This is a genomic window from Chryseobacterium sp. S0630 (assembly GCF_024158915.1).
Lineage (GTDB): Bacteria > Bacteroidota > Bacteroidia > Flavobacteriales > Weeksellaceae > Chryseobacterium.
In genome coordinates, this window is sequence record NZ_JAMZGF010000005.1 from 86,014 (window position 1) to 100,608 (window position 14,595).

13 protein-coding genes are annotated in these 14,595 nt (G+C 35.2%); 4 read left to right on the forward strand and 9 right to left on the reverse strand.

The features are described from left to right. Positions 1-6: 6 nt before the first annotated feature. From NK356_RS03685 to NK356_RS03695, 3 genes are all read right to left on the reverse strand, one after another. Complete coding sequence (locus tag NK356_RS03685) at positions 7-1,503, reverse strand: hypothetical protein (protein ID WP_253316271.1); 1,497 nt, start codon at positions 1,501-1,503, stop codon at positions 7-9. 175 nt (positions 1,504-1,678) lie between these two features. Beyond that, positions 1,679-2,602, reverse strand: a complete 924-nt coding sequence (locus tag NK356_RS03690) for a bestrophin family protein (protein WP_253316272.1) — start codon at positions 2,600-2,602, stop codon at positions 1,679-1,681. Between the two features lie 17 nt (positions 2,603-2,619). Next, the gene (locus NK356_RS03695; protein WP_253316273.1) at positions 2,620-3,795 is read right to left on the reverse strand and encodes a Pycsar system effector family protein; all 1,176 of its coding nucleotides are present in this window, start codon (positions 3,793-3,795) and stop codon (positions 2,620-2,622) included. A gap of 26 nt (positions 3,796-3,821) precedes the next feature. On the opposite strand from NK356_RS03695, the gene NK356_RS03700 reads away from it, so the two are divergent. After that, positions 3,822-7,538, forward strand: coding sequence for a metallophosphoesterase (locus tag NK356_RS03700; protein ID WP_253316274.1), 3,717 nt, complete (start codon positions 3,822-3,824; stop codon positions 7,536-7,538). A 309-nt stretch (positions 7,539-7,847) separates the two neighbouring features. Beyond that, positions 7,848-8,570, forward strand: coding sequence for a hypothetical protein (locus NK356_RS03705; RefSeq protein WP_253316275.1), 723 nt, complete (start codon positions 7,848-7,850; stop codon positions 8,568-8,570). An 83-nt stretch (positions 8,571-8,653) separates the two neighbouring features. Here NK356_RS03705 and NK356_RS03710 read toward each other — a convergent pair whose 3' ends face one another. The 6 genes from NK356_RS03710 to ruvX all read right to left on the reverse strand — a co-directional run bounded on the left by NK356_RS03710 (position 8,654) and on the right by ruvX (position 13,048). Continuing rightward, entirely contained in the window at positions 8,654-9,463 is an 810-nt protein-coding gene (locus NK356_RS03710) for a hypothetical protein (protein ID WP_253316276.1), read from the reverse strand. 33 nt (positions 9,464-9,496) lie between these two features. Then, the gene (locus tag NK356_RS03715; RefSeq protein WP_253316277.1) at positions 9,497-10,372 is read right to left on the reverse strand and encodes an SdiA-regulated domain-containing protein; all 876 of its coding nucleotides are present in this window, start codon (positions 10,370-10,372) and stop codon (positions 9,497-9,499) included. Positions 10,373-10,429: 57 nt separating this feature from the next. Continuing rightward, entirely contained in the window at positions 10,430-11,197 is a 768-nt protein-coding gene (mazG, locus tag NK356_RS03720) for a nucleoside triphosphate pyrophosphohydrolase (RefSeq protein ID WP_034693382.1), read from the reverse strand. 236 nt (positions 11,198-11,433) lie between these two features. After that, positions 11,434-11,988 (reverse strand): DUF5606 domain-containing protein, encoded by a 555-nt coding sequence (locus NK356_RS03725; RefSeq protein ID WP_253316278.1) that lies wholly within the window; start codon positions 11,986-11,988, stop codon positions 11,434-11,436. 74 nt (positions 11,989-12,062) lie between these two features. Next, complete coding sequence (gene def / locus NK356_RS03730; protein WP_034693378.1) at positions 12,063-12,635, reverse strand: peptide deformylase; 573 nt, start codon at positions 12,633-12,635, stop codon at positions 12,063-12,065. Then, positions 12,632-13,048 (reverse strand): Holliday junction resolvase RuvX, encoded by a 417-nt coding sequence (gene ruvX / locus NK356_RS03735; RefSeq protein ID WP_149388524.1) that lies wholly within the window; start codon positions 13,046-13,048, stop codon positions 12,632-12,634. The genes def and ruvX overlap by 4 nt, the downstream gene beginning before the upstream one ends. A gap of 115 nt (positions 13,049-13,163) precedes the next feature. Between ruvX and NK356_RS03740 the strand changes: the two genes are divergently transcribed. Together NK356_RS03740 and NK356_RS03745 are read left to right on the forward strand one after the other, a co-directional pair. Next, positions 13,164-13,640, forward strand: a complete 477-nt coding sequence (locus NK356_RS03740; protein ID WP_034693375.1) for a histidine phosphatase family protein — start codon at positions 13,164-13,166, stop codon at positions 13,638-13,640. Beyond that, on the forward strand, positions 13,621-14,514 hold the full coding sequence (locus NK356_RS03745; protein ID WP_253316279.1) for an archaemetzincin: 894 nt from the start codon (positions 13,621-13,623) through the stop codon (positions 14,512-14,514). The genes NK356_RS03740 and NK356_RS03745 overlap by 20 nt, the downstream gene beginning before the upstream one ends. The last annotated feature ends 81 nt before the right edge of the window (positions 14,515-14,595 follow it).

Genomic DNA, 14,595 nt, shown 5'->3' on the forward strand with positions numbered 1-14,595 from the left:
TGGTAATTATTTTAAATTGCAGTCTATTGTTTCTTTATATATTATTTTTGTTGGGTCTGTTGGATCAGGTAATTCTTTCACATAAATTGGGCTAAAATTACCCGAACTATCTTTTTTACTTATACCAATTCCCATTCCATATTTTCCTATTACAAAAGCTGTTGCAAGTTCCATTGATTCTTCATCAGATTTTTTTGAAACACTAAAAAAATAATTATATACTAAATTAAAGTCTTTTCCAATATTCATTGATGTATTCCAGTTTTGACTTGTCATATCAAAATAAGTAAGCTCGGGATAAGTTGTTGTAAAATTAGCAAAAGCCGTAGGATTTGTGATCGTATATACGTAAGTTGCTCCTGTATAAGCCCCATTAGTATAGTAATAATTAAAATTAGGATTAATATTATGAACTTTCCAAAACCAATAAATATCTCCAGGGGAAGCTACATCATAAGTTACTGATGTGTGGTTATGTATACCTCCTTCCACAACAAAATCAGGATTTGTTGCAGGCATTGGTACACTAGCCCCAGAAGAGCTTCCTAAAATGATACTTGAAACTTTATAAATACCTGAAGGATTTTTACCAAAAGTAAAAGCTTTTTCAACAGTTGAAGTAGAAATACCTGACTTCATTGTATTATTTTGTAAATCAACTACAGATTCATTTAAAAGGGTTTTTGCTTTTGCATTTTCAGTAATAATTTTTTTACAAGGTCCACTAGGAAGTGGTAAATTAGGGATTGTAGGTGTACCATTATTATTTCCTCCTGATCCTCCAAAAGGTCCACCACCTCCACCAGTTCCATCATCACCCAATCCAGTTGTAGCTGGAAGAGCTTTACATCTATGGACAACTACTGTTACCCGTGTGGAAGGCTGATCTGCTTTACAGGGACCTCCTTGCGTTTTTGGAAGCTCTCCATTGAAATGCTGTCCTTCACTGCAGGAAGTATAATAGGATTCCTCTACCCATTCACAGGAGATATCTGACTTCCCAACTAATCCACCATTGTAAGTTCCCGGATTAAGTTCTTCTACGGTCAGTTTTCCTTTTGTATCCACAGAGCCTCCATTGGCCAGAATTTGCTTTTCCTGTAGGGTAAAGTGATAAGTAATTAAAAGTTCTTTGTAAGTCCCATCAGGAAGTAGACTTAGCACAAGGTTTTCCAAAGGTGCATCCTCAGCAGCATTATCCCTTGTAAGATGAAAAGTATAACTGTGAACATCAGGCCCTCGTTCTATGTAAATCACATCATCTGTATTTACAGAAACCCCATTACTGTACTTTACAGCTTTCCCTGAAACATAGGTTTCTAATGTTTTAAATTTCTCATTGACTTTTTTAAGCTCAGGAATAAGATTAGTCTTGTGCTTACTTTCATCCAGTGAAATTCTTTTGTAAGTATACCGCAGAGCATTCCTGTCATTAGGATTCTCCTGCTGATCTGGGAAATAATCATTCCTGCAGGAATGTATTGCAAGGCTAAAGACTATCATAAGCAGCAGCTATGAAAGTAGTTTTTTCGTCATAATTTTGTGTTTTTAAAATAGTTAAAGTTTCAATACTTAAAAAAGCATGAGCAATATAAAGAAAAAATACTATGAAGCATTACGGGTTTCCACAATTCTTTTATAAATAACAGAAATACCTAATCTAGGAAAAAATTTTGTGCTAATCTACAAAATAAGTATCCGGCTTCTTCAATTCACCTTGCGGAATTCCGGCCTGCTCAAAAATAGAAAACTCAATCGTGCGGCAGATGCTGTTCAGGGCAAGGTCGTTTTCTTCTTCACCGAAAGGTTCTCCAATCTCCTGGATAATGGCATCAAGAGCAATAAAAGTATAGCTGATCAGCAGAACAATTAATGGCATCATCCACCCCAAAGAATCTACCAACCCGAAAGGAAGCCAGAAACAATACAGATAAACGGTGCGATGCAGCAAAACACTATAAGCAAAAGGCAATGGAGTATTATAAATTCTCTCGCAGCCTCCGGAAATATTAGAAAACTGATTCAGCTGATGATCCATAGAAGTCATCACAATGGTGTCAATATTACCTTTTTTATTCTGTTCATTAAGCCAGTCGGCGATAAACCCAAGAATAATACTGGGAATAAATTTTTTATGCTTCACCTGTTCCAATTGTTCAGGAGAAAGCAACCGCTCAAGATGTTCTGTCCCTGTTTTATCTCTCAACTGAAAGTTCAGTGACCAGGAAAATGCAGAAATCAGCTTAATGATTCTTTCTTTTTCCTCTTTAGCTTCAGGAGAAGAATCATTTACTAAGGATAAGATCTGTCTTGTGAGAGATCTGGTCTCAATCACAAGTAATCCCCAGAGTTTCCGTCCTTCCCAGAAACGGTCATAGCTCGCAGAATTACAGAAACCCATAAATATAGCAAGTGCCAATCCTATCAATGTAAAAATGGTAGGATTGAGATGTACTTTATAATCGAATATTCTCCCTTTGAAAAAATAGATAGCCAGGGAAAACAGCGTGATAATGGAAAGCTGAACAACAATTTTCTTTAATACGGAACCTCTCCATATAAATAACATTTTCAGCCAATTGGTACGCTGTCTGACGATCATTTGTGTGTATATTTTAATTAAAGACTAAGAAAAGCCACCCCGAAAGATAAAACGGAAATAATAATCCCCGCCATAAAGATCTTATAGGTAATGGATAAAAGCTTGTATTTTCTGTTAAGAACTTTCCCAAGATAATACAGATCTTTCACCATAGAATCGTAGATATAATCCCTGTCTTTAATAAGGTCTTTCATCGCATTGTTATAATCGTCAAATAACATCTGCTGAAAGTTCCCAAAGAACAGTAGGTTTACTTTTCTGTTAGTAATATCCTCAGAAGTAAATGTTGATTTTGTGACATTCGGTTTTGTGGATAAAATCGCAAATATGATTGTCAGTACGCTAGACAGTAATAATATGAAGCTTGGAAGAATCAGATGCGAATTCTTAGGAGCATCCAGTTTCGGTACCAATACAGAAAGACAAACTGAAATAATAATGGCATTTACCGATAAAAGAATATTGGCTTTGCTGTCTGCAATATCACTTAATCTTGTATGGTTATTCAGCGTCACTCTGAATAAAGTATCCACACTTCTGTCCGATTTTTCTTTTTCTTTTTTACCTTCTGAAACCTCCTTTTTACTTTCTTTTTTCTCTTCTTCTTTTTCCAGCTTCTTCTCGATCTTTTTAATATTTTTCTTTTTCAGCGGTTCCCAGTTTTCTTTGGCGTAATCCGTATAAAAAGTATGCTTATTTTTCAGCATGTCCAGATTTCCGGCATTCCATTCTTCATTGGAAAAACATCTTACATTGGTAAGCTCCCATTCTTTTCTCAAAGCATCGGAAATATCACTGTAATCATGTCCCGCAAAATGGCTGAAGTCTGCATCCTTTACAATTTTTTCCAGTAAATTCTGAGGTTCATACTGTATTTTCGTAGCCAAAATTAGTTTTTCAACGGCTGCAATATAGTCTTCCGGATAGTTTTCCTGGTGTAAAAAGGCTTTCATCACCTCTACACTCCTTTCCTCATGGTTCAGGGCACATTCTATATACCCTGTATCATGAAACCATAATGCAACAAGTACCTTCTCCTGATCCTCTTCAGAAACAGGAGTGTTTTTCATGATTTCCTCAGCCTTATTAACAGTATAGGCAGTATGGATAAAATTATGATAAAAATATACCGAAGATAACTTATCTTTGAATAAGATTTCAACATAATTTTTAGCTTTTTGTAAAATGCTCATCCCTGAAATTTTGTTAATGTAAATTTATGAATTTATCCTTTAAAACTCATCTAAAAAATACTTCTATTGTTCTTCGAACGGTAATGTCCGCAGGAGTCCTTTATTCCTGTGCTACCTATAACGTGCAAAAGGGCAAAAACTTATTTGAAGTAAAAGATTCCGAAATAAAATCTGAAAATGATTTTAAACTCTTTCTGATTGGAGATGCTGGAAACTCAGATGAACCTCAGGCACAAAAAACACTGAATTTACTGAAAAGTAAGCTGGATTCTGCTGACAGTAACTCTATGCTGATCTTTCTGGGCGATAATATCTATCCCAATGGGATGCCTAAAGAAACAGATAAAGATTACCCACTGGCTAAGCAGAAACTGGAAAATCAGCTTGCCATTACCAAAAATTTCAAAGGGAAAACCCTTGTAATTCCGGGAAATCATGACTGGTACAGTGGACTGGAAGGATTGAATACTCAGGAAAGTCTGGTAAAAAAATATCTTGACGATAAAAAAGCATTTCTACCCAAAAACGGATGTCCTATTGACGATATCAATATTTCTAAAGATATTAAGCTTATCGCCATTGATACGGAATGGGTAATTACAAACTGGGACAATCATCCGGGAATTAACAAGAACTGCAATATTAAAACCCGTGAAGATTTTTTCACAGAGTTTAAAGATCTAATCATTAAAAATCAGGGTAAAAAAATAATTGTTGCCCTACACCATCCCATCATCAGTAGTGGAACACATGCAGGTTTTAATTCTGCAAAATCTCATCTCTTTCCCTTAAAGAGTAAAGTTCCTGTACCTGTGGTGGCAAGTGTAATCAATATATTAAGAAGTTCATCAGGAGCCAGCCCTGAAGATATCAACAATCAACATTATGCAGATCTGGCCAACAGATTGAAAAGTATTGTTCAGGATAAAGAAAATATTATTTTCGTATCCGGCCATGACCATAATCTGCAATATCACGAAGATGGAAACTTAAGACAGATCATCAGTGGCGCAGGTTCTAAAACAGATCCTTCTACCATTGTAGAAAAAACAGACTTTTCCTATGGAGGCAGTGGTTTTGCAGTTTTAAATTTCAGAAAAGATGAAAGTACAGATGTGGAGTATTTTTCTACTAAAGATGCTCAACTTCAAAAACTGACTCATATTTCCGTGATTTCCAAACCGGATGTGTTTGTTAATAATTTCCCTAATTCTTTTCCTGCAACATTCTCTTCAACCATTTACCCGGTACCGCTTACCGAAAAAAGAAAGTTTTACCGTTGGCTTTGGGGAGACCATTACAGAAGATATTACGGAATTCCCATTGAAGCTCCAACAGCTAATCTTTCTGAATTGAATGGTGGATACATTCCTTTCAGAGAAGGTGGAGGAAACCAGTCCAACAGTTTGCGATTGAAGTCTGCAGACGGACAGGAATTCGTGATGCGTGGCGTGAAAAAAAGCGCGATCCGTTTCTTAAATAATATGGCTTTCCAGAAAAGCACATTGGGAGAAGAACTTGCAGATACTTATCCTGAAAAATTCTTACTTGATTTTTATACCACCAATCATCCGTTTACTCCATTTACGATTGGAAATATGTCTGAAAAACTGGGCATTTTCCACAGTAATCCTAAACTGTATTATATTCCTAAACAAAAGGCTTTGGGAACCTATAATGAGAATTATGGAGATGAAATGTATATGATTGAAGAACGTTTTTCTTCAGATCCGAAAACACTGGCTTCTCTCGATAATGCAAAAGATATTGTTTCTACAGATGATGTATTAAAAAACCTCAGCAAGAGTAATAAATATTCTGTAGACAGAGAATCTTACATCAGAGCAAGGTTATTTGATATGCTTATCGGAGACTGGGACAGACACTCAGATCAATGGAAATGGGCGCAATATGATGAGGGTGATAAAGTGATCTATAAACCCATTCCAAAAGACAGGGATCAGGCTTTCAGTAAATATGACGGGGCAGCTTTCAGAATTATTATGAATGTTCCGGCCATCCGCCATATGAAAACCTTTACAGAAGACATCAGCAGTGTCAAATGGCTTGCCATGGAACCTTACCCAATGGATCTTGTATTCTTAAAAGGCTCAGACCAGAATGAGTGGGAAACCCAGGCAAAATATATTCAGGAACATCTTACGGATACGGATATTGATGATGCTTTTCATAATCTTCCAAAAGAGGTGCAGGATGAAACGATTGCTGAAATCCAGAGAAAACTGAAAATAAGAAAAACAAAACTTCAGAGCTATGCCGCTCAGTACTATGATGTATTGCTGAAAAAAGTTCCTTTGGCGGGAACGGTAAACCCTGATAAGTTTGTCATCACCAAAAACGGACATTCAGTACTTGTACAGCAATATTATCTGGGTAAGAATAAAGACCAGAATGAACTGGTTTTTGAAAAGACCTATCATGATTCGAAAACAAAAGAATTATGGATCTATGGACTTGAAGATGATGATACTTATGTAGTAACAGGAAGCGGAAATCCTAAAATGAATATCAGACTGATTGGTGGCTATAACCATGATACCTATAACGTTGCAGATGGAAGAAAAGTGAAGATTTATGATTTTAAATCTCAGAAAAACACCTATAATGACGGCAATGCAACAAAGAATATTACGGATGATTATGATATCAACAGCTATAATTATAAGCATCCTAAATATAATTCTGTTGCCGGATATCCAAACCTGGATTACAACCCGGATGATGGTGTTATTGTAGGAGTTCTGGCTAATTATACGGTGAATAATTTTATCCGTGACCCATTTACTCAGAGACATAGCTTAAAAGCTAATTTTTATACAGCAACTGCAGGATTTAGCCTTACATACAAAGGGGTATTTAAAAAGGCAATCTCAGGTTGGGATATCAACCTTGATGCATTTTATACGACTCCGAGATTCTCTCAAAACTTCTTTGGACTTTCCAATGAAAGTGAATATGACAAAGAGGATACGGAAAGAGAATACAACAGAGCCAGAATATCCAAGTTTAACTTCGCACCTTCTATCTCTCAAAAGAGCTGGATGAATCTCAGCCACCAGTTTCAACTGACTTTTGAAGATAATAAAGTACAGAGAAAAGCTGACCGTTTCATCAATCAGTCTCCGGATGTAAGACCTGGCGTATTTAACAGCCAGCAGTTTGTAGGAGCCAATTATACCTTTGGCTATAAAAATGCAGATAATACAGCCTTCCCTACTCTTGGATTGGAGTTTATGTTGAATGCAGACTGGAAAGCAACACTCTCTGATTTTAATAAAAACTTTGTTACCGTAAAAGGAAAACTTGCCATTGACCACAGAATTGATAAAAAGGGAACATTTGTATTCGCCAATTCCAGCAATGTGATGTGGATCAATAATAATAATTTTGAATTCTACCAGGCTGCAGCTATTGGAGGCAATAATGGAATGAGAGCCTTCAGAAATGAAAGATTTTCAGGAAGATCATATTTTACCAATAACTCGGAAATCCGATGGGATTTCGGACGGGTAAGAAATAATATTGTTCCTGCAAACATGGGAATTCTTATCGGATATGATATCGGCCGTGTATGGAATGACAATGAAAACTCCAGAAAATGGCATCAGTCTGCCGGTGCCGGTGTATGGCTGAGTATTGTGGAAATGATGTCTGCAAGATTGAATTATTTTTATGGCTCAGACGGTGGAAGGATTTCTGCCGGAGTGGGAATGAAATTTTAATCTGGTCATTAAAAAAAATCTCATTTTTGAAATGAGTACCGCAGTCAAAAATTTAACATAAAACACTGTTTAACAATATATTAAACTATTTAAAATTAAAAATTTGAAAAAATTTCAATTTTAATAAAATTTAATAATTCAAATTTTCAACTCACACTTTTTACTGATAAAATAAATATGGCTTTTAAATAAAGGCCATATTTTCAGCTATATAAGTCAAAACCAGACATAGTTCAATATGATTATCAATTCCTTAAAAAATAGACATTTTAAAAACATTTTATATTTGTGGCAACAAAAAATCAACAAATGATGAAAAAAAAGCTACTGTATATGGCATTATTTGTCATGTTCATACACTTAAATGCACAGATAGGGATTAAAACTCCAACTCCACAACATACTCTGCATGTAAATGGTTCTCTTCAGGTAGTTAAAGATCTGAATGTAGGCGGAGATGACAGAACAAAGGGAAATTCAGGAAACAAAGGCGAGGTCTTAATGTCCAACGGAGCGGGAAATGCTCCGGTTTGGAAAACGATTGAATCTGAAAACTTTCTAAAGGTGGTTTATGTGGGAAACAAAACAAATATCAGCCCTGCAAGTGGAAGCTATACAGGAACGCATTCTACACCGGTGAACACTCATGAAAGCTATTCGCAAACCTATGTTTTCAATGTGAGTAATAAGATTGATAATGCTTATTTAACGTACAATTCTACAACGGGGCTTTTCACTGTAGTAAAACCTGGATTTTACAATATTGTTCCTTATGCTACCTATGATCTTAATTTAAATCCATCAGGGCAAACTGCAGGAACAGCTAATTCATACATACAAAAAGTTTCCCCTACACTTACAACGCTTGCGGGTATCTCTACAGGCCATGGAGAGCGTACTACAGGATTAAATCATAATCTTTCCTCCATTAACTTTTTTGATACAGGAGAAACCTTTAGGATACGCTGCCGTTATACTCAGGATTTCAGATTATCAAGCGGAAATATTCATATTTCGTATCTGACTCCGTAAACAATACAAACGTCAATCACTTCATTAACATTTCATATATTTAAAAACCCCACAGATTTCTCTGTGGGGTTTTATTTATTCATTTATGGTACTGGAAAGTATAATAATATTTGCCCATTGGCATCGTATTTATAGTTCCATGTTTTTATTGATGTTTTTGGAGGAATACTAAGAACTAAGTTTACAACAGTAGTTTCTTTTTTTCTGAAATTATTAACGGATAAACTTTTCTCAAAAAAAGTATCATTGATCAGATAAAGTTTTTTAAATGGATTAGCTGCACTATCAAAATCAGAATATATAGTGGTGGTCATCTTATTATCTACTCCATTTATTCTTTCCAAAAACTCGCTTTTAGTAAGATTGCTGCTGTTATCATAATAATAGGTTGTGAAATATTCGTAGTTTCCAGGACCAGGAAATACCAAATGGGCACTTTTTAATTTATCCTGTTCATAAGTATAAGTTTTTGCAAAAGATAGAGAACTTGTGCCAGTACTATTATTTACATAATAATGTTCTTTCTTTGAAAGTCTATTATTATCCATTGTATAATGATATTCGTTATGCCCTACAGCATTTGCCTCCTCCAATTGACTTACAACTACTTTATTATTAGTATAAGATAATTTAGTGATATGATCAGCAAAAAACAAATTTTCAAATTGTACATATATTGGATAAAACCTGCCTTTAATATTAGTTAACTTATCATTTTCAAAGGTAAATTCATAAAACTCTTTAGGATTAAGGGTTCCAGCACCATCTGAACAATATGTGTACGCTTTTTCTGTCTGTATAACCGGAGGCGGTGGAGTGTCTGCTGGAGTATCATCACTACTGCTGCATGAAAACAGACTTAATGCAAGTGAAAGGTAAAGTAATTTTTTCATGGTTGGTTAGTTTATTTTTTATAAATATATAATTTAATTTAAAGAAAAAGTATACACATTTCCACCTTCATTCTTCCCTTTCTCATCGGCAATCATTAGCGTTTTATCATCAAAGAATACCATAGCTTCTTTTTGGGAATTATGATTCAAAGGGATTTTCTGAATTTTTGCAGCACTGAAATTGTCTGCTGTAAATCCAGTAAGAACGTGTACATTTTTATGGGTAAGCAATACAATTTTATCTTTTGTACTGTTGATGGTAGCAGAGGTAATAGCTGCATCATTATACCCTCCATTAAGTTTTAATGTTCCTATTAACTTCGCTTCAAAATCACCTTCTTTATTGGGTACCTGGAATACAAGGAAAGTTCCGTCAAAACCTTTGCTTCTGTTTTTGGTGAATAAGTAAAAATTACCATCCTTTTCAACAAAAGCTTCACAGTCATACAAAAGATTTGATTTTTTTGGAGGAAACTCCGTCTGTCCCTGATAATGGAATTTAGTTGTCTGAACAACCTTGGCAGCAATTTGTTTGGTATCTTTTAAATCTGTTTTTAAAATCGCCAGATCCTGCCTGTTATTGTCATTATTTCCAAAATCTCCGATATAAATATTTCCCTGAGGATCAGATATAATATCTTCCCAGTCTGTATTTTCAGCATTTTCTACCGGTATTTTTGCCAGCATATCGCCTTTATCACTCAGCCCGTATATTGCATTTTTATTTCCTCTGTCTTCTATCGCCCAGATTGTTTTCTTATCCTTTGATAAAGTAATTCCGGAAACTTCCTTCAACTTTTTAGGTAAGGTAAACTGAACTTTCAATTCATCCTCGTTAGTGGGAGAATTCTGAGCTTTTGGATTGCAGCTCAATAAAAGCAAGGCGGGTAAAATAAGAAAGCGTAACATATTTATTTTTTATTTTTTTAACTGAATATAAGAAGCATTAATTGTTCCAATCGGCAACTATGAAAGTTTTTTTGCCTTTTCCCAAAGAACATCCATTTCTTCCAGAGACATATCTGCCAGTTTTAAATCCTGATCTTCGGCAAGTCCTTCCATCTTTTGAAATCTTGAAATAAACTTAAGATTGGTTCTTTCCAACGCAGAATCCGGATTAATACCTGAAATTCTTGCATAATTAATCAAAGAGAAAAAAACGTCGCCAAGTTCCTGTTCTTTTTTATCCAAATCCGTCTCCGCATGGAACTCCTGAATCTCTTCATCTACTTTTTTCCATGCATCTTCTGCATCATGAAACTCAAAACCTATTCCCTTCACCTTGTCCTGGATTCTGTAGGCTTTCACTAAACTTGGCAGGCTTTTCGGAACTCCACCCAAAATAGATTTGTTCCCTTCTTTTAATTTTAATTTTTCCCAGTTCTGTTTCACTTCTTCTTCATCTTTCACTTCAACATCTCCATAGATATGAGGATGACGGAAAATCAGCTTTTCATTCAGGGAATTAATCACATCTGCGATATCAAAACTTTCTTTTTCAGAACCTATTTTAGCATAAAAAACCAGATGAAGCAGAACATCACCCAGTTCTTTTTTTACTTCCTGTAAATCTTCCTGTAAAATAGCATCTGAAAGCTCGTAGGTTTCTTCAAGGGTAAGATGGCGAAGTGATTGTAATGTCTGTTTCTGATCCCACGGACATTTTTCACGCAAATCATCCATAATATCCAGTAATCTTCCGAAGGCGTCCAGTTTCTCTTGTTTCGTATTCATAAATAATGGGAAATTCAATCTCATACAAATGTAAGGGATATTCGGACATCATTACAAACGTTGGAAGTAAAAGTTGCGGAGAGCAGAATTCGGATAGATTCGATATATAAACCTAACAGATTTTCGAAACCTGTTAGGTTTGGAATATTAGCACACAATTATCTTTTGTCTGAAAAAACAAAAAACCTTGTCCGGAAATTCCAGACAAGGTTTTGTATTTTTAATTCAAAAATGAATTATCCTTGTTTTCTGTGTGTACTCTTAGGAGCTGATTTTGCAGCGGAAGTAGCTTTTACTTTTGGAGCAGCTGGTTTTTCTGCTTTTGGAGCTTTTTTAGCTTCTTTTTCAATGCTTACTTCTTCAGCTGATTCACCTTCCAAAGTTTCAGGCTCTGCTTTTACAAAGCTATCCGGAGTGATATATCCTGCTTTATGAAGGATGTTGTACCACTGAGCCAATTTCTTGATGTCAGAAGAATATACTCTTTCTGTATCATAGTTAGGAAGTGATTCCAGCATAAAATCTTTCAAATCTGCATCAGAAGATTTGTGAGAAATTGTTTCCTTATAGTCGTTGTTCTTAGCAATATTTTCAAATACTTCAAACAAAGGAACTTCTTTCTCAAATGTAAACATGGCAATATTGTCCAATAAACTTACCTGGCTTGAGTTTCCAATGCTTACTTTTTTCTTGTTGGTAACATCTTCAATGATGAATCCGTTTCTTAATTGAGAAACTAATTTGAAAAGTCCTGGTTTTCCAGAAATTGAAATTATTTTTTCTAACAGCATAATTTTATTTTTTGTAAATTCTGCAATCAGCACTAGCTTTTTGCTTTTTATTATTCGTTTTAATCCTTATTTAATTATTTTGGAAATCTCATTTTGTAACCGATGTTCACGTCACCCTGAGAGATTTTAGTCAGCTTACCTTTTACGAGTTTCTTCTTCAGAGCGCTCAGGTGATCGGTAAACAGAACTCCTTCAATGTGGTCATATTCATGCTGAATTACGCGGGCTCTAATATCGGAAAAAGTTTCTGTATGTTTCACAAAATTTTCGTCATAATATTCAATAACGATTGTTCCTTTTCTTTTCACATCTTCTCTTACATCCGGGATAGAAAGACAACCCTCATTGAACTTCCATTCTTCCCCTGATTCTTCAAGAATCTGGGCATTGATGAAAACTTTTTTGAACTCTGCCAACTCATCTTTAATATCTTCATAATCCTCATCTTCTGCAAGAGGCGTCACATCTATTACAAACAGACGGATATCCAAACCAATCTGTGGCGCTGCAAGACCTATGCCATTTGCGCTGTACATGGTTTCGAACATGTTATCTATCAGTTCCTGTAATTCGGGATAATCTTTGTCTATATCTTTTCCTACTTTTCTCAAAACAGGATCCCCAAAAGCTCTTATCGGTAATATCATCTTAATCTTTGTTCTAAAAAATTCTGCAATATGATTGTTGCACTTACTTTATCTATTAATCCTTTTTCCTGCCTCTTTTTCTTGTTTTTTCCACTTTGGGAAATAAAAAATGAAGCCATTTTGGAGGTAAACCTTTCATCAAAACGATGAACTGCAATATCGGAAAATTCTTTTTTAAATTCTTCTATGAATTTTAAAATATCGGTTTCCACTTCAGAAACATTTCCTTTCAAATCTATGGGAAGCCCAACTACCACTTCATCTACCTTGTTTTCATTGAAATATTTTTTCAAAAATTCCATTAAAGAACGGTTCTCTACAGTCTCCAGCCCACTGGCTATAATCTGCATATCATCGGTTGCAGCGATGCCACAACGAGCCTTTCCGTAGTCTATTGCAAGGATTTGTCCCATAAGTTTGCAAATTTAGTAAAATTTACTGATTTTATTCATAACGCAGTTTTTTTATATAAATCATGTTTTATTCCATTATTTTTTTTATAATTTTAATCTTCCAAAAAACAATTATATGAAGAAACTCATCCTCGTTAGACATGCAAAAAGCGACTGGCCGGAGGAAACGGAGGACTTTGACAGACCTTTGGCAGACAAAGGTTTGGAGGATGCTATGCACATGTCCAGATTCCTGAAAAGCAATAATATTTCTATAGACCATTTTGTATCGAGCCCTGCGGTTCGTGCACTGAATACCTGTAAAATCTTTAATCAGGCCTATCAGCTGAAATGTTCTACTGATGAAAAACTATATAACCCTTCGGAAAGAAGCTTTGAATCTGTAATTTATGATCTGGATGACAACCTGAATTCAGTTGCCTTCTTCTCTCACAATAATGGAATTTCCAATTTTGCCAATTCCATTTCTGAGGATATTTTCCATTTTCCCACTTGCGGAGTTGCCGGTTTTGAAGTAGACTGTGAATCCTGGGCAGAATTCGACGGTGCTAAAAAGAAACTTCTTTTCTTTTATGAACCAGGGAAAATATAATTTCACTTTTCTATTTTTTTATGTCACAATAATTACGCTTCTTTTCTCTTGCCAGAAACAGAAGAAAAGTTACTATGAATCTATTGCACTGAATGATATCAAACTTTCCTCTTCTCCAAAACCCGGAAGCTGGCGGTATAATCATGATGAGCATTTCCAGACATTTGAAGATTTTCAAAAATTAAAAAAGATAAAACCTGTATCTGGAAAAAACACTATTTATCTTCAGCCCATCGGGAAATTTGATGAACTTCAGAAAAAAGAAATAACACTTACTCAACAATATTTGAAAAACTATTATCAGCTGGAGACAAAAGTACTTCCTGTTTTATCAAACAGTATTTTCCCCAGCAATGTCAAAAGAATTTCAAAAGAAGGGAATGAACAGATTCTTGCAGGATATGTACTGGACAGCATTCTGATCAAAAGAAAACCAAAAGACGCTGTAGTACTGATGGGAATTACCGAAAAAGATCTTTTCCCAAAACCGGAGTGGAACTATGTTTTCGGACTGGCTTCTTATGAAAATGGTGTAGGAGTAACTTCGATGTACAGATTTGCAGGTGGTCATTTAACTGATTCTAATTTTAATGAAAGTCTTCTAAGATTAATAAAAATCAGTTCACATGAAATTGGTCACATGTTTGGAATCAGCCATTGTCTGAATGCTAATTGCGTGATGAATGGAACCAATTCATTAACTGAAACTGATTATCATCTTGCCAGAGCCTGTTCGTTATGCCAAAGAAAATTGAATTCAAGCATACATTACAACAATAAAAAAAGATTACTTGAACTAAAAAATTTCTTTGAAAAGCAACATCTTAACACAGAGCTTACTTTAGCAAATCAGGACCTGAATCTTGTGCAATAAACCAATATATCTTTTACCGACTGCTTATTCCCCTCCACCGGAGGGGTGGCAAAAAATTTATTTTTTGACGGGGTGGTTATC